The following is a 23233-nucleotide window of genomic DNA, read 5'->3' as shown; positions in this document are numbered from 1 at the left end:
TGCTCCGCGACCTCCGTGAACACCTCATCAACGGCCCGTTACGCGACCTGCCTGACAGCTCGAAAAGCGTCTAGGAAAAGATGGAGCCCACCGTGTGACGGCGACGATAGGAATGGACCGGTGACTGAGATGTATGCCGGTGACACGATCCCGGTTTTCTTCCTCTCGGACAGCACCGGGATCAGCGCGGAGACCATGGGCAACGCCCTGCTCCTGCACTTTCCCGACCACCGGTTCGAGCGGACACTGATCCCGTTCATCACCACGCCCGACGACGCCCGCGAGGTCGTGCGCAGGATCGACGCCACGATGGACCGCGGCATGACACCCCTGGTGTTCGTCACGGCCGCGCTCGATGACGTCCGTCACGAATTGCAGCGGACCCGCGCACCTGTGATCGACTTCTTCGACATGCACATGCAGCAGGTCGAGTCCATCCTCGGCACCCGGGGCGCCCGGACCCCCGCGCGCCTGCACGGCGTGGGCGATGTCAAGCGCTACAACGCGCGTATGCAGGCCGTCGAATACGCGATCGAACACGACGACGGCCAAAGCGTCCGCACGCTGGACAAGGCCGACGTGATCCTGGTTGCGCCGTCGCGCTGCGGCAAGACCCCGACGACCATGTACCTCGCACTGCAACACGGACTTCGTGTCGCGAACTACCCTCTGGTCGACGAGGATCTGGTGAGCACCGATCTGCCACGCCCCATCCTGCATCTGCAGGACCGCTGCTTCGGGATAATCACCACCGCGGCTCGTCTCAGCGCGGTCCGGACGGAACGTCGCCCAGACTCGACGTACGCGTCGCTGCGCCAGTGCGCTTACGAACTCAAGCGTGCGGAGGAGCTGTACCGTACGCACGACCTGCCCGTCATCGACTCGTCGGCCAAATCCGTCGAAGAAATGTCCACACTCATCCTGCAAGTGCTCGCACGCAGGGCCCACCGTCACGATTGAGGAGCCCGTCCATGAACAGCAACGTCCGATGGTTCGCCGACCTCGGCCTCGCCGATCTCGAGCAGGTGGGCGGCAAGAACGCGTCTCTGGGCGAGATGGTCCGCAACCTGACCAACGTCGGGGTCCGGGTCCCCAACGGCTTCGCGACGACCGCCGACGCGTTCCGCCGATTCGTGAATCAACCGAGCGCTGCGGGCACCGTCCTGGCCGAGAAGATCAGCGCGCGGCTCGCCGCCCTCGACACCGACGACGTGCAGGCGCTGGCCGAGGCGGGCCGTGAGATCCGCGCGGCGGTCATGGAGCAGCCGTTCCCGACCGATCTCGAGGCAGACATCCGGACGGCGTACGCGGAGCTGTCGGGCGGATCGGACGACGCGTCGTTCGCCGTGCGGTCCAGTGCGACCGCCGAGGACCTTCCGGACGCGTCCTTCGCCGGGCAGCAGGAGACCTTCCTCAATGTGCGTGGCATCGACGCGATCCTGCAGGCGATGCACGAGGTGTTCGCATCGCTGTACAACGATCGCGCCATCGCGTACCGGGTGCACCACAAGTTCGACCACGACGCCGTCGCTCTGTCCGCGGGCGTGCAGAAGATGGTGCGCTCCGACATCGGCACGTCCGGGGTCATGTTCACCATCGACACAGAGTCGGGCTTCGCCGACGCTGTGTTCGTGACTTCCTCGTACGGCCTGGGTGAGGCCGTCGTCCAGGGTGCGGTGAACCCCGACGAGTTCTACGTGTACAAGCCTGCCCTGCGCGCGGGCCGTCCTGCGGTTCTCAAGCGCGGCGTCGGATCGAAAGCGACCAAGATGGTCTACACCGCCGACCGCTCGGTCGGCCGGACGACGGAGTTCGTCGACGTCGAGCCCGTGGATCGGCGACTGCTGAGCCTCACCGACACCGAGGTCGAGGCGCTCGCCCGCCAGGCGCTGCTGATCGAGGAGCACTATGGGCGTCCGATGGACATCGAGTGGGGCAAGGACGGCGTCGACGGCCAGCTGTACATCCTGCAGGCGCGTCCGGAGACCGTGCAGTCGCGGGCCGCGGTGACCGGCCAGCAGCGGTTCAGGCTCAACGAGACCGGCACGGTCCTCGTCGAAGGCCGGGCGATCGGCGCCCGCATCGGAGCCGGCGCCGTCCGGGTGCTCGAATCGGTGGAACAGATGCACGAGTTCCAGGCCGGTGAGGTGCTCGTCGCGGACATGACCGACCCCGACTGGGAGCCGATCATGAAGCGTGCCAGCGCCATCGTCACCAACCGCGGTGGCCGCACCTGTCACGCCGCGATCATCGCGCGCGAACTGGGCATTCCCGCCGTCGTCGGTACCGGTGGGGCCACGCGGTCGCTCACCGCCGGTCGCGAGGTGACGGTCTCGTGCGCGGAGGGCGACACCGGTTACGTGTACGAAGGGCTGCTCGACTTCGACGTCACCGAGTCCTCGATCGAGGCGATGCCCGAGATCAGCACCAAGATCATGATGAACGTCGGTACCCCTGAACAGGCGTTCGCATTCTCCCGCCTGCCGAACAGTGGTGTCGGACTCGCGCGCCTCGAGTTCATCATCAACCGCCAAATCGGTATCCACCCGAAGGCCCTGCTCGACTTCGACACCCTCGACGGGCCGCTGAAGGAGCAGATCGGTGAGGCGATCGCCGCCTATCCGGGCGCCCGCGAGTTCTTCGTGGACCGGGTCGCCGAGGGCGTCGCGACGATCGCGGCAGCCTTCGCGCCGCATCCGGTGATAGTGCGCATGTCGGACTTCAAGTCCAACGAGTACGCGAAGCTCGTCGGCGGCGAACTCTACGAGCCCGAGGAGGAGAACCCGATGATCGGCTACCGCGGCGCGTCGCGGTACCTGTCGAAGGACTTCGCCGACTGTTTCGCCATGGAATGCGCCGCACTGAACTACGTCCGCGACGAGATGGGCCTGACCAACGTCAAGATCATGATCCCGTTCGTCCGAACCCTCACCGAGGCCGAAGGTGTCATCTCGCTGCTGGCCTCGCACGGCCTTCGCCGCGGCGAGAACGGACTCGAGGTCATCATGATGTGCGAGGTGCCTTCGAACGCGGTCATCGCCGACGCGTTCCTGGACCACTTCGACGGGTTCTCCATCGGATCGAACGACATGACGCAGTTGACGCTCGGGCTCGACCGCGATTCCGCGCTCGTCGCAGACTCCTTCGACGAACGTGACCCCGCTGTGAAGCACATGCTCGCAGCGGCGATCTCGGCGTGCAAGGCGCGCGGCAAGTACGTGGGCATCTGCGGGCAGGGGCCCAGCGACCATGTCGATCTCGCCGAATGGTTGCTCGAACAGGGCATCGAGTCCATGTCGCTGAACCCGGACACCGTCGTCGACACCTGGACACGCTTGGCCGCACTCGGCTGAACCGACCGCTCCCAACGCACTTCGCGCCGCGGAGTGCGTTGGGAGTGACGGTCCTTCAGCCGCGACGGCAGGTCACTCGAGCACGAAGACCGGGATCCGTCGTTCGGTCTTGGTCTGGTACTCCGCATACGGCGGAAAAGCGGCTACCGCCAGCTCCCACCAGTGCTCGCGCTCGGCGCCGTCGATCTCACGCGCGGTGAGGTCGCGAACCGTCGCCCCGTCCTGCACCGAGATCTGCGGGTGCGCCTTCACATTGAAGTACCACGACGGGTGGCCGGGTGCGCCGCCCTTGGACGCAACCATCGCGTACCTGCCGTTCTCCTCGACCCGCATCAACGGGACGTAGCGCTTCTTGCCGGACTTCGCCCCGGTGGTGGTAAACAGGACGATCGGACGGTCCAACACCTGGACGCCGTCGGTCGTACCCTGTTCCAGGATCTTCTCGGTCTGGTCACGTACCCACCCCTCGGGGCTGAGTTCTGGCTGATCGCTCATACTCATCGCCAACGCCTCCGAGGCGCTCGCCATTCCATGGCCAGGCCGGAACGGGCGTCGTCGCGCGGGTGCGCCAAAACCCTCGACGAACCCGTGCCGGCGTCAATCGGGTTGGTGGTGGGCACTGTCAAGTTGATTGAAAAGGACAGCGGCGCAGTTTGTTTCGGAGTTGCGGAAGGCTGTCGGATTGTTATCTTTCAGGCGGCGACCTCGGTCGCGGTGACCTCCCGCCAGACCGCGAAGCGGTCGGCCATCTCGGTACGCCATTCGGGTGCCGAGAGCCGGTGCCGGCCCGGCCGGAAATGCGGTGAGATGCCGCTGGACGCGGACAGGAACCGTTGCGCATGCCTGGGTGATCTGAACCGTTTCATCGCCCGCTCGCGTTGCCGGGTCGGTTGGTGCGATTTCTCGGCTCGATTGTTCAGATACTTCGAGCGGCGATGCTCGACCGAGCCCAGCAGCTCGCAGTGCGCGACGGCGTAGCTGCCCAGTTTGTCGGTGACCAGACCCGCGGCACATACTCCAGTCCTTTGAGCAGGCGGCGGAAGAACTTTCTGGCTGCCACCGCGTTCGGCGCGACTGGATCAGCACGTCGAGCACGTTGCCGTCCTGGTCGACCGCCCGCCACAGGTAGTGCTGGGTGCCGTTGATACGGAGGAAGACCTCGTCGAGGTGCCACTTGTCACCGGGCCGCGCTCACCGTCGGCGCAGTTGGTTGGCGTAGGTCTGCCCGAACTTGGCGCACCACCGCCGGATCGTCTCGTAGCTGACCACCACACCGCGTTCGAGCATCATCTCCGCGACTTCACGGAAGCTGAGCGGGAACCGGAAGTACAACCACACGCAGTGGTTGATGATCTCGCCCGGGTAGCGGTGGCCTTTGTACGATGGCATTGGGGTGGTCCCGCCGCATTCTCCCAGTTTGCCGCGTTCAACAACGTGACAGTGCCATTCAGCACAATGGCAACACTATTCGGTCCGTTTGGGGTGCCCTGTGCCCGCATGCTTCAGCCACAACGTGCGGTGCTCGATGTCCATCACATACCAGATGTTCCATCTCGACGCCGTTGTGCACCCCGGTCGCGAGCCTGCCCTTCAACCGGTGATGACGCGTCGTCGACTCCCCCACGACCGCACGGCGACGCAACTCCTCGTACGCCACCAGCGTGTTCGCCGGCGCCTGCCGGCACAGCTCGTCCCACCCCTTCGCCGCCTCGCCGGTCGCGAACCGCAGCTCCCACAGCTCCCCGGCCGCCGGCGGCGCAACCCGCTCACCCCGCTTCGGGCTCACAGCTCCGGCACCGGCACGGCCCCGAAGTCACCGGCGGACGGCGCCGACAGGATCCGGGCAAGATCCGGATCGGCATACACCTCCGCCGTGTGCCGCCACGTCTCGATCGTGCGGGCCGGCGGAGCCGGATTATCCAGCGACGAACCCGCCCGCAGCGACGCGATCAGCTCGTCGACGAAATCGGCGACCTCCTCACCCGACAGGTAGCTCACCCACGGAAACGCCGCCGCCACGACCTTGCGGACCAGAACACCGTCATCGGAGTGCAGCAGGGCGTCGACCATCGCCGTCGCCGCCGCGAGCACCTCCCGCTCCTGATCCGCCCGCACCGCCGTCATCAACACCAGATCCTCATCGTCGCGCCGCGTCACCCGCAGCGGCCGCGCACCCGACCGCTGCCACTCCGACAACGTCGCCTTCCCCTTGTTCTGGATATCCGAGAACGGCACCTCACCCACAGACATACTTTCAATGTACTTTTAAAGTGTGCGGTCGGCAAGGTGAGAGAAGGACGCCGACACGGACGGCCGCCAACCGAGCTGGCACAGCTGACAAAGGGCGTCGTCCGGCCGCCGCCACGCATCGAAAAACTGCGAGCCAAGACTCCCAGCGAGATATCGATCTTGCAGTTGAGCCCGCCGCCACCCCGTGTACCGCCAGCGTCAACCGCCTTCACCTCGCGGACGTGACCGACCCGAGCATCGTCCACGCCCCGAACGCAAAATCTCCGTCCTCGGGATCTACGAGGCCTCCGAGGTCAACGCCCTGGTCGAGGACTACCTGGCGAAGAAGGGCAACAACGCCCTCGAACGGTGGATCAAGCCCGCCGTCGACCGGCACGACGTCCGGTAACGCGACGCCGTCGACGACGGTGACGCCGTGGCCATCGAAGAGTTGGCGATGTTCCGCAAGGACGTGAGCACCTACATCAAGCAGTACGACTTCCTCTCCCAGCTATTCGCCTACGAAGATCCGTGGCTCGAGAAGCTGGCGATCTATCTCAAACACCTCGCCCCGCAGCTGACCGACCGCGTGCCGAAGGATCCGATCGACCTGTCCACGGTGCAGCTGGACTACATCGGCCAGCACGAAAAGGACACCACCCATGGCAAGCTCACCGCCGGTGTGGAGCCGCAGCCGGCCAAGGAGGCTCAGCGTCACCCGCCCGCCGGCGAGAGTGACCCGCACCCTCCGGGGTGCTCGGGTTGTTGAAGAACACCAGATCGGCGTCCGTCCGCACCTTCAAATCGGCACCGAGCTGAAAGACGAACAGATCGGCACGCTGCTGATGGAGCCCATGGACATCGCCGACCAGGGTCGGATGGCGATGGTGCGGGATCCGTCCGGTGCGCAGTTTCGGTCCGTGGCAGGGGCGGGCGCATGTCGGCTGCGAGCTCGTGAACGAGCCGAACACGTTGTTGCGCAACGACTTGGTGACACCGAATCCCGGTCCGGCGCGGGACTTCTACGCGGCGGTGTTCGACTTCACGCTGGACGGGAACGACGACCTACCCGGTGTGGACTTCACCTTTCTACGCAGACAGGATGGGCACGAGATCGATGGCATCGTGGGCGACCCGGCCGCCTCGTCGAGTTCTGGCTGACAAAGACCGACGAATCCGCCGTCGCCGTTGTCTGCGAAGATGCCCCGTACAGCGGTCCTCGAGGCCGTGGGCGCGGCCGCATCGGCGATGCGGACAACGGACCCGTCGTCGATGCACCACCGGGAGTCTAGGAAATGCCTCGGCAGTGACCGACCGCCACTGATATCCGGTGACAAACCCGGTCACACCGGAGACCCGGGGAACGAGAACCTACAAACCGGGTAGGTTCCACGACTCGGTGTCATGTCTTCGTGGATCCGGCCTGCGGGTTCTCAACACGTGGCGGCGGGTGATTCTCACGAACGTGTCGGAATCCTCAGCCCCGGTCGCTCTCGCGTTAGCGGATCCGCAAACAGCACTGATGTCGTGGCTCGATCGGTGTTGTGGTGCAGCGCAGAATCAACGGCATGGCAGACAATGACGTGGACAGTCCTGATCCTCCGTCCGCGAAAGCGATCACCGCGCTCCTGCGCGAGGCTCGCTCGCTTTCCCGGCGCGCTGACAAGCTCGGCGGTACGGCCGCAGCGGTGGATGACCCCACGATCCAGCAGCTCGCGGCTGCGGCCTGCACCAGCACAGCATGGAGCAGCTCGTGCACACCTGGCGGTGCTCGAACGCCAGCTGCAGCGACGCGAGGAGGCGCCAGTTCGTCGAGATCCTTAGCCGCCGTATCCCGATGCTCCACCGGGGCGTCGAGCACGGCGCGGCCGACCCGGTGAACTCGGGTGCTAGTTGATGCTTGGTCCCCGGACGACTTCGGTGTTGCGCGGCGGGAAGGGTTCGCCATTGTTGTATTTGCGTTCGAGAACGGCGAGGTAGTGGGCCAGGGCTTCGTCGACGAGGTCGGACCAACTGTCGGGGGCGCCGGCGATATGGCCGATCGCGGCGACGGCATTCATGCCGTTTTCGACCTTGGCGCGGTTGATGCAGACCGATTCCTGCTTCTTGTCTGCGGGGACCCGTGTGGTGGTCTTCTTTTCTTCGCCGAGGACCACCGGCCCCGGTTGGGGTTCGGCGATAGTGGCTGCTTCTCGAGCGACGTCCACGCCCTGCTCGACGAGGTTCGGCAGTCGCCGCTTGCGGCGTTCGACGGGGCTGTTGGCGAGTCCGGGTTTACGTGTCACGCTGATCAAGAGGTCCTTGCGACGAGTGCTCGAGCACGTCCCGCCCTGATGGACGCCCGCGCGGGGCTGGGGGCGGCGTTCGAGGGGGTTGTTGGCGAGCCCGGGTTTACGTGTCGCGCTCATCAGATGGCCCTTTCGACGAGTTCTCGGGCGGCGTCGCGGTAGGCGCGTGCCGCGGAGGAGGACGGTGCCCACCTGACGACGGGTTCTTCGGCGCTGTAGCTTTCGCTGACACGGACGGACTTCGGGATGATGGTGCGCATCGTCTGATCGGGGTAGCTCTCGCGGAGCGCGGCGAGGACCTGCTGGTCGATGACCTGGCCGAGTTCGACGCGGCCGCACAGGATGTGATTGAGCCGTGCAGTGGGGTTGAGCAACTCGACCTGCTCGGTGATGTAATTCTCGATCCGCATGAGCGCTTCGAGTTCCATCGCTCCCGTCATGACAGCGGCGAGCACCTCGGTGCAGGCGACGAGCGCACTGATGGTCAGGTGGTCGAAGTCGCCGGGGCAGTCGAGGAGATTGAAGTCGACTTCAGGGGCGCCGGCGAGGGCTTTGCGCAGGACGCCGTGGGCACCGGGCTTCTTGAGGAAGTAGGGACCGACGGAATCGAGTTCCTTGGTGGCAGGCACGAGGTGGATCCCGGACGCGGTGATGGTGGTGGCGTCTTCGATACTCGCCACCATCATCAGTACCGACAGGACATCGTTGTCGACGGCCTCGGGCGTGGCGCCGAGCCAGGTGGTGGCGTTGCACTGTGGGTCGAGGTCGACGACGCGGACGGTGTAGCCGGCTTCGACGAGGGCCTGGGCGAGGTTGACCGCGCTCGTGGTTTTGGTGGAACCACCTTTATGGTTGACCAGTGCGATGGTGCGGGTCATCGGCCTGTCCCTTCGTGACCTTCGTGAAAAAATAGTGCGTAACGTGCACTGATCCGTCGGGGCGTTCGGTGTCGCGTTGACGTTCCTCGTTCCGGCGGAGTCCTGAGATCATCGCTGACGGCGGACGATCTACTCTCACTATCGCGACGAGTAACCGGTCGCCACTCACGGCCCAGACCGGTGATCCGTCACGGTCCTACTCTGCGGGGTTCCGCGGATTGGTGTGGCAGCCTGTTTCTCTCGAATCGAGGCCATCAGCTCGGTCAGGCCGGTGTCGGCCGCGATCAGCGCCGCGATGTAGTCGTTCGCGGTCATGCCACGTGCCTTCGCGGTGCTGGCAGCTGCTTCTTTGAGCTCCGGTGGCACCAGCGCCTTGACCACAGCACGGGGTCCCTTGCTGGGCCGCCCTCGGCGGCGGGAAGCAACGATCTCGACCATGCCCGCAATTCTGGGACCAGAAAGTCGAACGACCTACCCGACACACCGCACCCCCCAGAATTTCTCGCGGCCGGTCATTGCGTGCAGTGTTTGCCGAACTCGACCACAGGAAGTACCGGCCTACAAACATTTTCGGGTTGCGTCCATGAAGATGGTGTACGGACCGAATCCGAACCTGACCGGCGTGTCGTAGCCCAATGCGCACCAAAAGCCGAAACGGATACCGGCACCGCGACTTCGACACCCGCGCCGGCACCCTCGACGTCGCCATCCCCAAGCTGCGGTCCGGCTCGTACTTCCCCGATTGGCTGCTCGAACGTCGCAAACGGGCGGAGAAGGCGCTGACCTCGGTAGTGGCCACCTGCTACCTGCTCGGGGTGTCGACCCGTCGGATGGAGAATCTCGTCGAGGCGTTCCGCAGCCGACCATTGAAACGCAGAGCCCGGTCACCGGCCTCACTTGCCCATCGTCAACTGGGGATACATCGATCGCTGGTCGCGATGGTCCGGTTGATGAGCCCGGGACTGCCGAGCCAATAGTCAAGTTTCGTGCAGGAATGTCCGAAGCCGTTCCAGCACCAGCTCGGGTCGTTGATCGACTATCCAGTGACCGACGCCGTCGACCGTCTCGAGCTGAAACCCGGCTGCGTGCTCGGCGTACCCGCGTAGCAGCGTGGGAGTGATTGCCGTGTCGCCCATTCCGTGGAGGAACCGCATCGGAACATCGACGGAAGTATTCGCGAACTCGCGGGCACGGATCATTTCTCGTGTCAGAAATGTGCGGTACCAGCGCGAGCCGGCGACCGCATGACCGGGCTCGCGCATGCAACGCACATAGAGCCTGAAGTCGACGTCGTCGAGGAAGAACCCGGCACCGACCCACCGGCCCGTCATCCTGAAGAAGCGCCCCTTCGGGTCGCTGAGAAGGCGCGGTCCGATCACCGGAAGAGAAATCGGGATCTGGTACCAGAACCGCCATAATTGGCGAACCACCGTCAGGTCGAACTTGATCCACGGCCCGACAGTGTTCAGTCCGAAGAAGCCGGCCACCTTCTGCGGATGTCGCAGCATCAGAAACGCCGCGATCGGACCACCCCAGTCATGCGCGACCAGTCGAACCGACGGGACGCCGAGCCGGTCGAGCACGATCGCGAGATCATCTGCCATGTCGTTCTTGTAGTAGCGATCATCGGGAGCCGAGCTCCAACCCGCACCACGCAGGTCTGGGCACAACACTCGGTAGCCGTCGTCCGCGAGTGGTCCGATCAGTTCATGCCATGCCCACCAGTTCTGCGGGAAACCGTGGACAAGCATGACCGGCGGCCCGTCGGCCGGTCCAGCGTCGGCGACGTGAATCGTGACACCGCCGCCCACATCGACGAACCGGTGCTCCACGCCGGCGAGCGCCGGCAGTGAGGGTGAGTTCATGGTTACTCGCTCTCTGCTTACAAGACGCTGCGTCACCGCGAACACCCGGTGAGCGGTCTGGCTCCGCACACTTACCTGTCCGTGCAGGACACTCCTGCCGACTTGTTCGCCAATAGACACATACGCTGCCACCTTGGCAGAACCTGCGGGGAAAGAATGCGCCAATGAGGGATCCTCGTCTGACAGGACTCCGCCGAGTTCAGGTCAAAGGCATGGGCCCCTGCCACCGAGTCTGGTCGTTCATGCAGCGACGGTCTTGCGGCGGATGTGGTTGTTGTCGTGACCGGCCGATGGAGGTCGAGTACGAGACGAAGGAAGGGTTGTGCCTATCGCGGGCTTCACTCGATGGCTCCATCGCAATGGCCGGCCGAACCTTCTGGCGCGGACCATCAACGCTATGTGGGCACGAGTCTTCGCCACCGGCCGGACTCCATGGCCGGTCGCGACCCTCGAGGTCATCGGCCGCAAGTCCGGCAAACCCGTGAGACTTCCGATCATCATCGCCGACCTGGAAGGCGAGCGGTATCTGGTGTCCGTGCTGGGCGAGGACACCAACTGGGTACGCAATGTCCGCGCTGCGGAACACCGCGCGGTGCTCTTGCAGCGGGACCGCACTGCCGTCCGGCTGGACGAGGTTCCGGTCGCACACCGCGCTCCAATTATCAAGCGTTACTGCAAGGTCGCCACGAGTGGGCGGGCACATCCCGGTAGACCCCAACGCCCCAATCGCAGCGTTCGAGGCCATCGCCACCGGCTACCCGGTGTTCCGCATCGTCCCCCAAGGCCTGAGCTGAGGCGAGGACGCGAGCAAATCTTGCGCGGACAGCATGGGCACAGTGCGACCATCGCCTGCCCGCAGGTGGATCCTGACCGGACACCGCCGCGTCGAGGGAACGCTGCGTCCCGCATGCACGGACACCCCGATGTCCGCCGCTCACCCGCCCAGCAGCACCGATCTACCCTGCTCGTGCCCCACTTCCGGTCGGGCGGCGGCCGGGCCGCCGCGGAGGGTGCACAGCGCCCACGACGTTGGCCCCTTGCGAGACGATGCAGAGCCTCCGAACTCTCCCCGTCAGCGAGTACGCGGCGTGAGGGCTACCGCAAGGGCCTGCACCCGCGGCCGACCCTGACCCGTTTGCTTTCGCACTGCGCGTTTCGTAGGCTTTAACCCTACGAAATGCGCATGGAGGAGGTGTCAACATGGCTCCGGCACACAGCACGGCCGTACCCGCCGCCTTGGCCCGCCGCCCCTTACGCACCTTCCGCCCCCAAGACGCCACCGACGTCTACGCCCACCCCCGCCCCGAACTCGCCCGCCTGGTCACACGCGGAGTCCTGCACCGCGCCGCCCCCGGCTACTACATCGTCACACCGCCGGAACAAGCCGGGCGCCCGTGGACTCCGAACCTCGAAGCCACCGCCGCCGGAATCGCCGCCGCGATCTACGGACCCGATCATGCGATCGTGATGGGCATCAGCGCCGCCCGCCTCCACCACGCAATCCCCCGGGCGCTGGCTACCGCGGTCGTCGCCGTCCCCCGTCGGCACCGGACCATCACCCTCACCGACCGGACCGCCACCATCCGTTTCCTCCGACGCGACACCCCCGAACTCGACGCCGAACGCCTGGACACCCCGCTCGGGCCGGCGCTGGTGACCACCCCGGAACAAACCCTCCTCGACCTGGCCCGGTGGCCGGCGCTTGGTGATGCCGAGAACGAAATCCCCGCCGCCGTCGCCAGTCTTTACCGGCGCAGCGACCGCGAACGTCTCACCACCCTCGCCGGCGAGCAGGGACTGACCGCAGCCCTCGCCCGCGCCGAAATCTGGGTGCAGGCAGCCTCGTGAACCTCGACGAACGCGACCGCGTCGCCGACCAGTTCGGCGTCGCCCCCGAACAGGTCGAACGAGACCACCTCATCTCCCTGCTCCTGGGCTACCTCAGCGACCATTTCGCCGACCGACTCCACTTCATCGGCGGCACCGCCCTCGCCCGAACACACCTCCCCGACGGGCGCCTCAGCGAAGACATCGACCTCATCGCCCTCGACCCACGACGCAGCACCCTGGCCGCCGACCTCGACAAGGCGCTCCCGAGAGCGGTGCAACGCGCCTACGGTCGCCTCGAATGGGCACCCCCGCTCAGCGCCGGCACGAGCGTGGACGCCGCCACCCTCCACACCACCGGCGGACTCGCGGTGAAAATCCAACTCCTCGCCTCCACCGACCGCACCCTCTGGCCCACCGAACCCCGCACCCTCATCCAGCGCTACAGCGACGCCCCACCCGCCCGGCTCCTCGTGCCCACCCTGCCCGCATTCGCCGCCTCCAAAACCGCCACCTGGTGCGACCGCGCCGCCGCCCGCGACCTCTGGGACCTCTGGGCACTGACCAACATCGGCGCCATCAACCCCGACACCGCCGCACTGTTCCGCAAGTTTGGACCGACCGGAAAGAACCCCGGCACCTACGTCTTCACCACACCGCCCAGCGACAACGAATGGAACACACAACTCGCCGGCCAAACCCGACTCACCATCACCGCACCCGCCGCCCTCCACACCGTCCGCACCGCATGGGACCACCTCACACCCCCACCCTGACCATCTCCCCCACCCCACGCGCGCGGGCGACGCCTCACCGATGCACCAGAATCAGATCCACCGAATTTCGGATAGGCCCCAGGCGAGCAGCTGGGGCAGTGGCTGTATCGGGCTGTGAAGAAGTGGCGCGCACACAACGTGCCGGACGAGGAACGAGCGCCGCTAACACTGCGGCGAAGTCGACGCAATTGCTCTTCGTGTTTGGTGACGGTGGCGGCGAGGGCCTCGACCACGGTGCGCAGGTGCGCGACCTCGGCGAGGCCGGTCAGGGCCGCTATGAACCAGTGAGGGTCATCTCCGAAAGTGGACATGTCATCTGAGCAGTTCAGGGTGCATTTTCTACTGTGTCAGGACTCCTCCGGGACCAGGCGTTCGAGCTTGCAGTGGAACGGGTAAGTCCCTGGGCGCCGAGAACCGACTCGATCAGAGCTTCGTCGCCGTCAATGCTCACGATCGTGAACACCGAGGTTCCCTCAGCATGAACCTTGACCTTGTCGCCGACATTCAAACCCCCGCGGGTCCCGGATTCTCGGTCATACGACATGACTAACCCGTCCGGTTTCGGTGTGCAAGCCGCCGATATGTGCCGGGTTCGATTCGATCTTGCTCCGACTGTCGCATCGGGGCGCGCCAAGCGCTGGGCCGATAGCCGATCGGCTACATGCAGCAGTTCGCTATCACCTGTCCTGTTGGATCGCTACTGTGCCAGGTGTGAGGGAACCGGTGCTGGATCGGCACGTCGACGTTGCACAGCTGTGGCAACTGGCCAGTGAGGCGGCCCGGAAGGGCGAGAAGTGGGGGCAGCGCAAGAAGTCGGTGAGCGACGCCATGGTGACCTACTACGCCCAGCTGCGACGTGACAGACGCGGCGCGAAACGGTGGGTCGCCGAGGTCGTTGATCTCCTGGGATATTTCGACCTGTCAGCGGACTGGCGCGCAGTCGAGAAAGGCCTGCAAATACTCGACCAAGCTGACGGTGACGTCACCGGTGCCGGTGCTGAGCTACAGCGGCTGGAGGTCGTGCCGGCTTCCTCGACGAAGAACTCTCTCTTCAAGAACTCCTAGTGGGGCGGAGTCGGGCGAACTGCTCGCGTTCGCGATCCCTCGTCGAGGACGTCACGCGTCATTGGAAAACCGACCAGATCGCCGCCGGCGAGCGTGACTGAGGGAGCCGGGGCTATAGCCTCGTTCGGCCTGGCCCAATGGGGGCTAACGGTGCACCGGTCTATCTGCCCTGGATAGGTGTGCGCTACTTCGGGTTGTAATTGCGGCGGCTGCGCTCATGAACCCTTCAGGAACCTCAAATAGAACGCCGCGAACACCAGGACGATGCCGACGTTCACCAGCAGCCGCTCCCAGAAGTGGTGCCTGAAGAACAGGACATCCACGCCAACCACGACGGCTACCAGCGCGAGCACGTCGAGCACGACGGCTGCCTGCCTTCCCATCTTCCCGTTCTACTCCGCGCGGGTGGGCAAACCAGCAGGTACCAAGACCGCTGGTGGCCAGCGAGCGGAACCTGCGCTTCACGTTCGGGCAATAGTCAGCCGAACGAGGACGTCTGGGTGAAGCGTCGGAGGACGCCGACCAAGGCGCGTGCGGTCCGCGGCGGCAGTGATCCTTGCTCAATGGCGCCACCGCGCATGTCCCACGATCGCAGAAGCTGACGTATGTCGTGGTGCGCACCGGTCCACCCGCATGGGGATGACGGCTGACCGGTCACCGATGGTTTAGCGGGACTGCACGCCGACGCCTCGAATGGTTTGGTCCGGGCTGATGCGGGCTGTCCGTTCTCGCAAAGATCCGAGGTGAGGTCGCCGAGCGGATGGACGGCTTCCGCGGAATGGACCTCGACTGGTGTTCCGAAGGGGCGGCGGTGGTTCAGCCGGATGCGGGGCCGGGCTGATCCGACTTGGGGCGGTGGGTGTGCTGGAGTTCAGCGTTGATGCGTCGGGCCTCGGCGAGTTGGTCTTCGAGGATGATGATGCGGCACGCGGAATCGAGCGCGGTGCCCTGGTCGATCAGTTCGCGGGCTCGGGCGGCGAGACGCAGCTGGTATCGGGAGTTGCGGCGGTGGCCGCCCTCCGAGCGTCCGGGGGTGAGCAGCTTCGCGGCGTCGAGGCTGCGCAGGAATGCCTGTGTCACGCCGAGGATCTCGGCGGCGTGACCCATGCTGTATGCCGGGTAGTCCTCGTCGTCGAGCTTCCCGGCCGCGCGACGGTCGGGCGAATCTTCCGGAATGGGGTGACCCCTTTCAGACGGACAGGGCCCCCGGCGCCGTGAGGCACCGGGGGCCGGAGCGGGTTTCACTTCCTTATTCACTGCACTTCATCCGGCTGTCAGGCCTTCGTGCCGCCCGGCAGCCGCCGGATATGCCGGGGCCTTACACACTCACATCAACCCTTGCCCGGCACATCCTGGTCTTGCGGTACTTCTCTGCGGGTAGTTCATTCTCTCCCGCACCTCGTGAACTCTTTCCTTGCGACGACAGAAACTCTACAACAGGCACACCTCAATGTCTATAGTCACGACTACAGATATTTTGGAGCGGTTGACCCGGGATTTCACAGTGGGTCCCATCGACGGACGGACGCAGGGATCTGCCAAACTTCCGGGTGCCACAAGCACACAATGGAGAAGTGTGTCCGAGGATCGAGTCGCGATGAGCATGGAGAGACTGCTCCACCATCAGTCGGGCGGAGTTCGACGTCCTCGAGGCGAAGGCGCTCAGCTGACACACCACGCTCAGCGCGGGCACGAGCCGAACAAGGATCACCGCGAGGTCGCGTCAACAAGACTCTTGGAAGGCGAGCGGGTGAGAACCTCCCGCGCAATGACGGCATCAATGCTCAGGCAACAACCGGACGGTGAATGCAATGAACGCAGAACTTTCCCATTCCATCACATCCGACGAGGCGCGCTCCATCGCCAAGGAGGCGTACATCTACGGGTTCCCGATGGTCGACAGTTACCGTGTCCAGTATTCCTACTTCGTCGACAGCGCCGACCCCGAGTTCAAGGCGCCTTGGAACCAGATCCGAAACATCGGACGTGTCTTCACACCGGAGGACAAGACGGTCCAGACCCGGAACTCGGACACCCCCTACTCCATGGCCGGCTTGGACCTTCGCGCCGAGCCGGTCGTGCTCACCGTGCCGGTCATCGACGAGAGCCGATACTTCTCGGTTCAGCTCATCGACCTCTACACCTTCAACTTCCACCACCTCGGAAGCCGCACCACCGGCAACGGCGGCGGCAGCTATCTCATTGCCGGCCCGGGCTGGCAGGGAGAGACACCGGCGGGGATCACGGCAGTCGACCCGCCGCACCAGGCCTTGCCGGGCCGTTTACCACCGCGGCCCGACTGTCCTCGGCGCACCGGATTGCGCGCACGAATCTCCTCCTCGACCAGGAAGTCGTAGAACCCGCGCACCGCGATCACACGTTGCTGGATGGTCGCGTTCGCCAATCCCACTCCCCCGCAGCGAATATTCGGACGCGCATGCAGATCACCGGTCCACGCGGCGACCACATCGGACCGTGCCGTCGCCGGATCGGCACCCACCCGAGCACAGAACCTCAAGTGATCCTCCACCGCACGACCGTAAGCGTCCACCGTATTCGTCGACCGCCCAAGATTCGCGGTGAATTGCAGCCACCGGCGAGCTCCGTCGTGCTGCTCCACCATCGGGAAGTGATCCCAACGAACAGCGATCATGAGCTGGCGCTCCCCCTGCAGAACAGCCGTTAGATGACTATGTGTTTGCGGCGCGGTGACGTGAAAACCCACCCGTTCCCGTTTTACCTGACATTGGCCCGGAGAAGCTCGGTTCCGAGTGGACAAGATTTTGTACATCGATCCGGTGATAGACGAACCTTCCGCTCCGTTCCGAGCGGATAGCGCCTACTGATCTCAGCTTTGCCAAGTGCCTGGAGATCTGCGGAGCTGTCATCCCCGCTCGATGGCCGCCTTCATTGGGCTACGACACGCCGGTCAGATTCGGATCCGGTCCGTCCAGCATCTTCATGGACGCAACCCTCGCTCGATGTCAGGAGAAGTCGACTGCGCAGTTTCCTGTGAGTGCGGCGGGTGCAGAGGTCTTCGGATATCCCTGTGGCCAGAAGTTCTGTGCACAATCTTTGTTGGCATCGGCAGCGCCGCGATACGGAGGCCGCCAGCGTTTGCCCGGCTCCGTTCGATCTGCTTGGCGCCCAGTGAAGGCACAATTGCTGTGGAGCCTCAGTCCTGCGGACTTTGTGCCTGTTGTACGACCCACGCGGCTATCTGCGTTCGCGAGGTGAACCCGAGCTTGGCCAGGACGTGCTCGACATGCCCCTGCGCGGTGCGTTGCGAGATCACCAGCCTGGCGGCGATCGCCTTGTTGGTCAGCCCCTCGCCCACCAGGTCCGCGACTTGCCGCTCACGCCGGGTGAGGCTTGTCGCAGCTCCCGTGGGCGACGGCGACCTCGCGGGTTGTTCGCCGAGGGCGTAGGCGACGGCGGCGTCGAAACTGAGAGTGTTTCCGTGCTGGAACGCCAACTCGAATGCTTTGTCACCGAGCACATTATGCGCTCGGTGCACACAATTGTCTTGGTAGATTTGCATCTTGGTGAAGGTGATTGCGGGAACGCCCATCTGCTGCCACAACACGTCGGCGGCGCCGGTCAGCACGGCAGCGCGCTCGGCTCGGTTTCCACTGGCGGCGATCCAGGCCAGTGCCTGCATACAACGGGCGGAGCCCACAGGATCGTCGGCGAGGCGGGACAGCCGCAGGCCTTGCTCGAGTGCTGTTGTTGCTGGCGAGGGTTTGTCCTCTTGCCACTGCGCCAGACCATAGGCCCAGTGGGACCTTCCCCGGTGGAGCGACTCGCCGCGGTGTTCGGTGATCGCGAGCACTCGATCGTGGCATTCGATCGCCCGCGTCGAGTCACCGAGCAATCCGAGGGCGAGAGCGAGCCCGATCAGGCTGCCGACCTGGCGGAAGAGATCACCGTTGGTATCACGTGCTCGGAGGGCGGCTTCATTGTGGGTAACGGCGCCGTGCAGATCGCCGCTGTAGAGGGCCAGCAGACCGGCGCTGTACTCGGCGACTACACCGATGGCGGGTGCGCCGAGCCGTTCGGCGATCTGTTGCGCCTGATCCATCGCGGTCGCGGCGGCCTGGAGATCTCCCTGCATTCCGGCCAGCACGCCGTTGGTGTAGAGGGCTTTGGTCAGCTCCGGGGTGGGCTGACCGTTCTGAGCGGCCAGTACCCGATCGAACCAGCGGCGGCCTTCGCTGAGTAGGCCACGAGCGAGCCAGAACGGGTACAGGGTATTCGCGATCCGCAGTCCGGCCTCGGCATCGGCTTCACCTCGTTCGGGGGCGAGACAGAACTCGAGAGCCTCACGCAGGTTCGGCTGCTCCCGGTGCAGGCGGCCTATCCATTCGAGCTGGCGTGAACCGATCCACTCGCGCTCTGCTTGGGACGCTAACTGTTCGTACCAGTCGCGGTGCCGGAGGCGCAGTGTCGAGTGCTCACCGGTTTCCCGGACTTTCTCGCGGCCGTAGTCACGCAGGGTCTCGAGGAGTCGGTACCGCACCACACGATCGGGCTCCTCCCGGATCAGGATCGACTTGTCGACCAGTGAGGCGACCACATCGAGCAAATCCGCCGGTGTCAGGTTCTCGGCGCAGAGATATTCTGCCGCATCCAGCTCGAAGCTGCCGGCGAAGACCGACAATCGGCACCAAACCTGCTGTTCCTGTGGGGTGCATAGGTCGTAGCTCCAGTCAATGGACAGTCGAAGGGTCTGCTGGCGCGTCGGCGCGCCCCGGCTGCCGACGGATAGGAGCCGGTACCGGTCGGTCAGGTGGTCCAGGATCTGCTCGGCGGACAGCGCCCGCAACCGCGCTGCCGCCAACTCGATGGGCAGCGGCAGCCCGTCCAGTCGGTGGCAGATCCGGGCGACCGCAATTCTGTTGTCATCGGTGAGTTCGAATCCCGGCACGGCGGCCTTCGCCCGTTCCAGGAACAGCGTTACCGCGTCGTAGCGGGGCAGCCCACGAAGAGGGTGCTGGTGGTCGGGGTCGGGCACCGCGAGCGGCGGCACTCGCAGTGCGGCTTCGCCGCCGATGCCGAGGGGTTCACGGCTCGTCGCCAGGATGCGGAGCCCCGGGCAGGCGCGCAGCAGGGTCTCGGCCAGTGCAGCCACTGCATCCACGAGGTGTTCGCAGTTGTCGAGCACCAGCAACAGCCGAGATGGGCCGAGATACTCGACCAGAACTTCGTGAAGTGGTCGCGCGGACTGAACCCGCAACCCCAACGCCACAGCTACGGTGTCCGCTACCAGTGCTGCGCTCCGCAGTTCACCGAACTCTATGAGCCATACCCCGTCGGCAAACGCCCGCCGCGCCTCCCGGGCCACCCGCAAAGCCAGCCTGGTCTTCCCCACACCACCGATCCCGGTGAAGGTCACCAAGCGTGAGTCGGGCAACATCTGTTTGGCCTCGGACAGCTCGCGGCGACGGCCGACGAAACTGGTCAATTCCAAGGGCAGATTCCCAGCTTTGCCCCGAACCGGTGGCGGCGTCGAACCGGCACCCTCGGCTGTGCGTGGGTGTGTACCGGTTGCGCCGGGCTCGGCGGCGCCTGCCACGGTATGCAGGGCCATCTCGTCGACACGGAACCCGTGACCGCGTTGAACCTGTCGTAGCGCGTCGCCGAACTCAGCGGCGGAGGGCGAACGGTCAGCCGGTTGAGTGGACATGCCCATTTCGATGACCGAACAGACGTCATCGGGAAGTCCCTGTTTGCGCAGGTCCGGAAGCGGCTGGGTGGTAATCCGCAGGAACTGTGCGATCACCTGCTCCCCATTGTGCCGTTCGAACGCTGCGTGACCGGTGATGGCGCAGAACAATGTGGCACCGAGTCCGTAGATGTCCGAGGCGGGACTCGGCGGCTGCCCTTTGAGTACCTCAGGGGCGGTGAAGGCCGGGGATCCGGTGACAGTGCCGGTGCCGGTCTCGAATCCTCCGGAGATGTGTGCGATCCCGAAATCGGTCAGTGCCGGCTCGCCGTAGTCGGTAAAAAGGATATTTGCGGGTTTCACGTCGCGATGAACTACACCGAGGCGGTGCGCGGTTTCGAGAGCGCCGGCCATTTTCACACCCAGACGAAGCGCCTCGTCCACAGTAAGCGGCCCGACACCACGGATACGTGTTTCCAGTGAATCCTGCGGGTGGTAGGGCATCACGATGTAGGGGCGCCCGCTCGCGGTGGCGCCGATCTGCAGGACGTTGACGATGTTGGGGTGCCCGGTCAGCCGACCCATCGCACGCTGCTCGCGCAGGAAGCGTGCCTTGTTCTCGTCGTCGAGTTCCGCGGTCAGGACCTTCACGGCTACCGTGCGGTCCAGCTCGGCCTGGACACAGCGGTAGACGATGCCGAATCCGCCGCGTCCGATCTCGTGTGCGTCGTCGAAGCCAGCTGCTGTCAGCTCCGCCGGGACTTGCGGGGCATCCTCACGCTGTGTCCTGACGGGGTCAGCTTCGGTCATCGGCTGCATCGATTCCACCCGCGCGCGGTCGCCACGCCGACGCGGCGACAGGCGCGAAACGTTCGAGCGATATCAGCTCGACTGGGGAAATCCCCGAATTTGCGACCACGCACTCACCTCTTTGATGCCCGATCCCAGGATATCGCGGCCAGAGACACGGCCGGATCCTTGGCTCGGGACGGTGAGGGTTGGTATGGGTTCTTCAGTGGCATCCAGTAGGCGATACCGACGTTTTCGCCTGTGTCAGGCTGCGACGCCGTTCACGGCCAACGTGAGAACTTCATGGGTTTGTTGCCGCTGTTTCCGTCATGGGTGGCAGCCCGATGTCCACGACCCATTCGAGCGGCGCGTCGAACGAGGCGCCGCCCAGGGCGATGACCGGGTCCGCTTCGGCGATGACCGTCGCAGTTCGGATGCTGTCGCAGCGGATCAGTACGTAGCCGAAGTCTCCATCGTGCACTGCCCCTGCCGCGATCACTGTGCCACGTTCAGCCTCTCGCTTCAGATACTCGACATGGGCGTCCAGGGCGTGGGCTCGGCGGGCTGGATCCTGCTCATATCGGTACCGCACCAGGTAGAGCCCCACCGCATCCCGTTTCGATGGACGCTTCACAAGCGCGCCGATGACACAGGCACGATCCGCGTGTTCGCGTTTCGTGGTGCCGATCTCCTCATCCACATCGAAATTCATCCAATTCTCTCTTTAGAGTTCATGTGGTCGCTCTCCATGGCCACACGCGCGGGCGCGGTTCCTCCCCAATCGGCTCATGGCGTGGGGAGGGGTTGGTGGGGACCCGCATACGTCGGTTCTGCGGGTCCCCACCGGCGTCGGACGTCTCGGGGAGGACACCCGACTGAGACGTCCGACGAGTCCTGGCGTGTGCGATCTAGTCGAATTGGGAGCGTCGTCTGTCGTCCGCACCTCGGAGTTCCATCGTTGTTCGCGGTATTGCGGCAGACTGCGGTCCGGTGCCCGGCGCGTGGCGCAGCGACGCTGTGGAGGTCGAGGTGGTGCGATGTCATGACGCTGGTGATTCCGACGGCTCGGCGGGGCTTGCGGCGGCGAGTCGCGGAGCAACTGCAGTGACCGCTGGTGTGCTCGTGCGGCGCGGGCGCTGTCCCGGGCTGCGTCTGGTCCGGCTCGCACCGAGTTGTACTCGTAGTGGCGTGATTGCGCTTCGTGCCATGCGGCAATTGCCTCGGGGCTCGCGCCCGATCCGGGTCGAGCGATGGAGAGCGCGGTCATCTCGATCAGAACATCCGCGTCCATATGATCATCACCTTATCGTGGGGTGTTCGCTAATGATGTTGCCGTCAAATGGCGTTCGCGTCTGTTTGACGGGTGAGATCGGCGACGGTGTAGTGGTGATCTCTGATGAACCACCCGTTGATCGCGATCGTCCGGAGTGCTTGGGGCGGGTGGGTTACTTCTTCTTCGCGAGGGCGACCGCGATGATAATGATGATGCCTTGGATGATGATCTGCTGGCTCACGTCCAGTCCGGCGAGGATCAGCCCATTGTTGATGAGGCCGATGAAGACTGCTCCGATCGCCGAACCGATGACGCGGCCGTATCCACCGAAGAGGCTCGTTCCTCCCAGAACAACGGCGGCGATGACGGAGAGTTCGTCGCCGGTGCCCCATTGGTACCGACCCGACTGAAGGCGTCCGGCGTACAGCATTCCGGCGATGCTCGCGACGATGGCCGAGATCAGCAGCACGTAGAAGGTGATCCGCTTGGTGCGGACGCCGGTGAAGCGTGCTGCGGTCTCGTTGCCGCCGGCGGCCAAGACCTGCCGTCCGAATGTCGTCTTGTTCATCACCACGACACCGACGAGGACGAAGAGCGCCGCCCAGAGCAGGAGTGAGGGAATTGGTCCGAAGTCTCCGGAGCCGAACAGATCGGTGAAGGCCTTGTTCAGGATGGGCACCGGCTGGAAGTTGGAGATCCATTGCGCCACTCCCGCCGCGATGCCCAGCATCGCGAGCGTCACCAGGAAGGACGGCAAGCCCAGGACGGCAACGAGGCCTCCGTTAATGGTGCCGACCACCACACCGGTGCCGAGCCCTGCTAAGACTCCGAGCAGGACGCTGCCCGTCGACGAGATGGTCATGGCAGTGACCACACTCGACAGTCCCGCAACGGATCCGATCGAGAGATCGATCTGGGCGGCGGCGATCACGAAGGTGCCGGCGACCGCCATGACCGCGATGATCGCGGTTTGTCTGACGATGTTGAGCAAGTTGTTGGTCAGCAGGAAGCCGTCGTCCCGCAAGAAGACCGCGAACAGCAGGAAGATCACGACGAAACCGATATAGATGGCGAAATCGCGCCACTCGAGGTTGCCGAATCGTGAGGCGAAGCTGGGCCGTCCGGGGTCGGGAAGCGCCGCGGTGTCTGTGGTCGGACCCTCCGGAGGATGGGACCTGGGGGTGGGTGACGTGGCTTTCGCGGTGGCGGATTTGGTGGGCATAGG

At 64.9% G+C, this 23233-nt stretch carries 20 protein-coding genes and 6 pseudogenes; 12 read left to right on the top strand and 14 right to left on the bottom strand.

Annotated elements, in window-relative coordinates:
* The first annotated feature begins 129 nt into the window (after window positions 1-129).
* Together OYT95_RS41450 and ppsA are read left to right on the top strand one after the other, a co-directional pair.
* On the top strand, window positions 130-960 hold the full coding sequence (locus OYT95_RS41450) for a pyruvate, water dikinase regulatory protein (RefSeq protein WP_128970186.1): 831 nt from the start codon (window positions 130-132) through the stop codon (window positions 958-960).
* An 11-nt stretch (window positions 961-971) separates the two neighbouring features.
* Window positions 972-3353 (top strand): phosphoenolpyruvate synthase, encoded by a 2382-nt coding sequence (gene ppsA / locus OYT95_RS41445; RefSeq protein WP_128642479.1) that lies wholly within the window; start codon window positions 972-974, stop codon window positions 3351-3353.
* A gap of 72 nt (window positions 3354-3425) precedes the next feature.
* Here ppsA and OYT95_RS41440 read toward each other — a convergent pair whose 3' ends face one another.
* The 4 genes and pseudogenes from OYT95_RS41440 to OYT95_RS41425 all read right to left on the bottom strand — a co-directional run bounded on the left by OYT95_RS41440 (window position 3426) and on the right by OYT95_RS41425 (window position 5603).
* Window positions 3426-3848: a nitroreductase family deazaflavin-dependent oxidoreductase gene (locus OYT95_RS41440; RefSeq protein ID WP_328286597.1), complete on the bottom strand. Its 423-nt coding sequence runs from the start codon at window positions 3846-3848 to the stop codon at window positions 3426-3428.
* Between the two features lie 197 nt (window positions 3849-4045).
* Window positions 4046-4742: pseudogene (locus OYT95_RS41435) on the bottom strand (IS6 family transposase).
* Between the two features lie 75 nt (window positions 4743-4817).
* Window positions 4818-5139: pseudogene (locus OYT95_RS41430) on the bottom strand (hypothetical protein).
* Window positions 5136-5603 (bottom strand): hypothetical protein, encoded by a 468-nt coding sequence (locus OYT95_RS41425; protein ID WP_012686967.1) that lies wholly within the window; start codon window positions 5601-5603, stop codon window positions 5136-5138. Before OYT95_RS41425 ends, OYT95_RS41430 begins: the two are co-directional and overlap by 4 nt.
* 184 nt (window positions 5604-5787) lie before the next feature.
* Between OYT95_RS41425 and OYT95_RS41420 the strand changes: the two genes are divergently transcribed.
* The 3 genes and pseudogenes from OYT95_RS41420 to OYT95_RS41410 form a co-directional block, all read left to right on the top strand.
* The gene (locus OYT95_RS41420) at window positions 5788-5991 is read left to right on the top strand and encodes a hypothetical protein (RefSeq protein ID WP_268792413.1); all 204 of its coding nucleotides are present in this window, start codon (window positions 5788-5790) and stop codon (window positions 5989-5991) included.
* A 27-nt stretch (window positions 5992-6018) separates the two neighbouring features.
* Entirely contained in the window at window positions 6019-6351 is a 333-nt protein-coding gene (locus OYT95_RS41415; RefSeq protein ID WP_268792412.1) for a hypothetical protein, read from the top strand.
* A gap of 64 nt (window positions 6352-6415) precedes the next feature.
* Window positions 6416-6737: pseudogene (locus tag OYT95_RS41410) on the top strand (VOC family protein); the annotation flags it as partial.
* 734 nt (window positions 6738-7471) lie between these two features.
* On the opposite strand, the gene OYT95_RS41405 reads toward OYT95_RS41410, so the two are convergent.
* The 3 genes from OYT95_RS41405 to OYT95_RS41395 all read right to left on the bottom strand — a co-directional run bounded on the left by OYT95_RS41405 (window position 7472) and on the right by OYT95_RS41395 (window position 9186).
* On the bottom strand, window positions 7472-7990 hold the full coding sequence (locus tag OYT95_RS41405; protein WP_268792411.1) for a hypothetical protein: 519 nt from the start codon (window positions 7988-7990) through the stop codon (window positions 7472-7474).
* A complete protein-coding gene (locus OYT95_RS41400; protein ID WP_268792410.1) occupies window positions 7990-8748 on the bottom strand; it encodes a ParA family protein in 759 nt (252 codons plus the stop codon). Before OYT95_RS41400 ends, OYT95_RS41405 begins: the two co-directional genes overlap by 1 nt.
* A gap of 165 nt (window positions 8749-8913) precedes the next feature.
* The gene (locus OYT95_RS41395; protein ID WP_268792409.1) at window positions 8914-9186 is read right to left on the bottom strand and encodes a hypothetical protein; all 273 of its coding nucleotides are present in this window, start codon (window positions 9184-9186) and stop codon (window positions 8914-8916) included.
* Window positions 9187-9386: 200 nt separating this feature from the next.
* On the opposite strand from OYT95_RS41395, the pseudogene OYT95_RS41390 reads away from it, so the two are divergent.
* A pseudogene (locus OYT95_RS41390) lies at window positions 9387-9594 on the top strand (transposase); the annotation flags it as partial.
* A gap of 131 nt (window positions 9595-9725) precedes the next feature.
* Here OYT95_RS41390 and OYT95_RS41385 read toward each other — a convergent pair.
* Entirely contained in the window at window positions 9726-10613 is an 888-nt protein-coding gene (locus OYT95_RS41385) for an alpha/beta fold hydrolase (RefSeq protein ID WP_268792408.1), read from the bottom strand.
* Between the two features lie 397 nt (window positions 10614-11010).
* Between OYT95_RS41385 and OYT95_RS41380 the strand changes: the two genes are divergently transcribed.
* The 5 genes and pseudogenes from OYT95_RS41380 to OYT95_RS41360 all read left to right on the top strand — a co-directional run bounded on the left by OYT95_RS41380 (window position 11011) and on the right by OYT95_RS41360 (window position 14281).
* Window positions 11011-11781: a nitroreductase/quinone reductase family protein gene (locus OYT95_RS41380; RefSeq protein WP_268792407.1), complete on the top strand. Its 771-nt coding sequence runs from the start codon at window positions 11011-11013 to the stop codon at window positions 11779-11781.
* Window positions 11782-11813: 32 nt separating this feature from the next.
* The gene (locus OYT95_RS41375) at window positions 11814-12461 is read left to right on the top strand and encodes a type IV toxin-antitoxin system AbiEi family antitoxin domain-containing protein (RefSeq protein WP_268792406.1); all 648 of its coding nucleotides are present in this window, start codon (window positions 11814-11816) and stop codon (window positions 12459-12461) included.
* A complete protein-coding gene (locus OYT95_RS41370; protein WP_268792405.1) occupies window positions 12458-13216 on the top strand; it encodes a nucleotidyl transferase AbiEii/AbiGii toxin family protein in 759 nt (252 codons plus the stop codon). Before OYT95_RS41375 ends, OYT95_RS41370 begins: the two co-directional genes overlap by 4 nt.
* Window positions 13217-13291: 75 nt before the next feature.
* Window positions 13292-13504: pseudogene (locus OYT95_RS41365) on the top strand (hypothetical protein); the annotation flags it as partial.
* 423 nt (window positions 13505-13927) lie between these two features.
* On the top strand, window positions 13928-14281 hold the full coding sequence (locus OYT95_RS41360; RefSeq protein WP_268792404.1) for a hypothetical protein: 354 nt from the start codon (window positions 13928-13930) through the stop codon (window positions 14279-14281).
* A 215-nt stretch (window positions 14282-14496) separates the two neighbouring features.
* Here OYT95_RS41360 and OYT95_RS41355 read toward each other — a convergent pair whose 3' ends face one another.
* Both OYT95_RS41355 and OYT95_RS41350 read right to left on the bottom strand, forming a co-directional pair.
* Window positions 14497-14664: a hypothetical protein gene (locus OYT95_RS41355; RefSeq protein ID WP_268792403.1), complete on the bottom strand. Its 168-nt coding sequence runs from the start codon at window positions 14662-14664 to the stop codon at window positions 14497-14499.
* 433 nt (window positions 14665-15097) lie between these two features.
* On the bottom strand, window positions 15098-15538 hold the full coding sequence (locus OYT95_RS41350) for a MerR family transcriptional regulator (protein ID WP_268792402.1): 441 nt from the start codon (window positions 15536-15538) through the stop codon (window positions 15098-15100).
* Between the two features lie 554 nt (window positions 15539-16092).
* On the opposite strand from OYT95_RS41350, the pseudogene OYT95_RS41345 reads away from it, so the two are divergent.
* Window positions 16093-16533: pseudogene (locus OYT95_RS41345) on the top strand (DUF1254 domain-containing protein); the annotation flags it as partial.
* Here OYT95_RS41345 and OYT95_RS41340 read toward each other — a convergent pair.
* From OYT95_RS41340 to OYT95_RS41325, 4 genes are all read right to left on the bottom strand, one after another.
* Entirely contained in the window at window positions 16476-16904 is a 429-nt protein-coding gene (locus OYT95_RS41340) for a site-specific integrase (protein ID WP_268793288.1), read from the bottom strand. The pseudogene OYT95_RS41345 and the gene OYT95_RS41340 overlap by 58 nt on opposite strands.
* A 552-nt stretch (window positions 16905-17456) precedes the next feature.
* Window positions 17457-20756 (bottom strand): protein kinase domain-containing protein, encoded by a 3300-nt coding sequence (locus OYT95_RS41335; protein ID WP_268792401.1) that lies wholly within the window; start codon window positions 20754-20756, stop codon window positions 17457-17459.
* A 280-nt stretch (window positions 20757-21036) separates the two neighbouring features.
* Window positions 21037-21447: a YciI family protein gene (locus OYT95_RS41330; RefSeq protein WP_268792400.1), complete on the bottom strand. Its 411-nt coding sequence runs from the start codon at window positions 21445-21447 to the stop codon at window positions 21037-21039.
* A 733-nt stretch (window positions 21448-22180) separates the two neighbouring features.
* On the bottom strand, window positions 22181-23230 hold the full coding sequence (locus OYT95_RS41325; protein WP_268792399.1) for an ABC transporter permease: 1050 nt from the start codon (window positions 23228-23230) through the stop codon (window positions 22181-22183).
* Between the last annotated feature and the right edge of the window lie 3 nt (window positions 23231-23233).

The organism is Rhodococcus sp. JS3073 (assembly GCF_026810085.1).
Classification (GTDB): Bacteria; Actinomycetota; Actinomycetes; order Mycobacteriales; family Mycobacteriaceae; genus Rhodococcus_F; species Rhodococcus_F wratislaviensis.
This window is presented reverse-complemented; position numbering and strand designations above follow the sequence as displayed.